General features: G+C 39.0%; 1 protein-coding gene. It reads right to left on the bottom strand.

What is annotated here, in order from left to right:
• Positions 1 to 269, bottom strand: a 269-nt coding sequence (locus ACFINC_RS11290) for a hypothetical protein (protein WP_375617262.1), incomplete at both ends; no start/stop codon positions are given.

Below are 269 nucleotides of genomic sequence, written 5' to 3'. Positions count from 1 at the left end.
CTGACTGAAGATGATTAATCTGATTGGTTATTTCATTGGTAATTTTATTCTGAACGTTGGTGATAGAAGTACCAACACCTTCAAAAGCAGCTGATACATTGCTATAGTTCTTCTCCTCAGAGTTACCATCAGCCTTAACTGTTTTTACCTTAAAGCTTGGCGCTTTCCAGTTTCCTTTTTCATCATAGCCAGCACCGCCACCTAAATAGGTCGCAAGCTGCTCGTTCATCGAATAAAGTTGTTGACGTGTAAATGGATTTGTAGAGAAA

The sequence above is a fragment of the Bartonella sp. AP58NXGY genome, assembly GCF_042195785.1.
Taxonomy (GTDB): domain Bacteria; phylum Pseudomonadota; class Alphaproteobacteria; order Rhizobiales; family Rhizobiaceae; genus Bartonella.
This window is presented reverse-complemented; position numbering and strand designations above follow the sequence as displayed.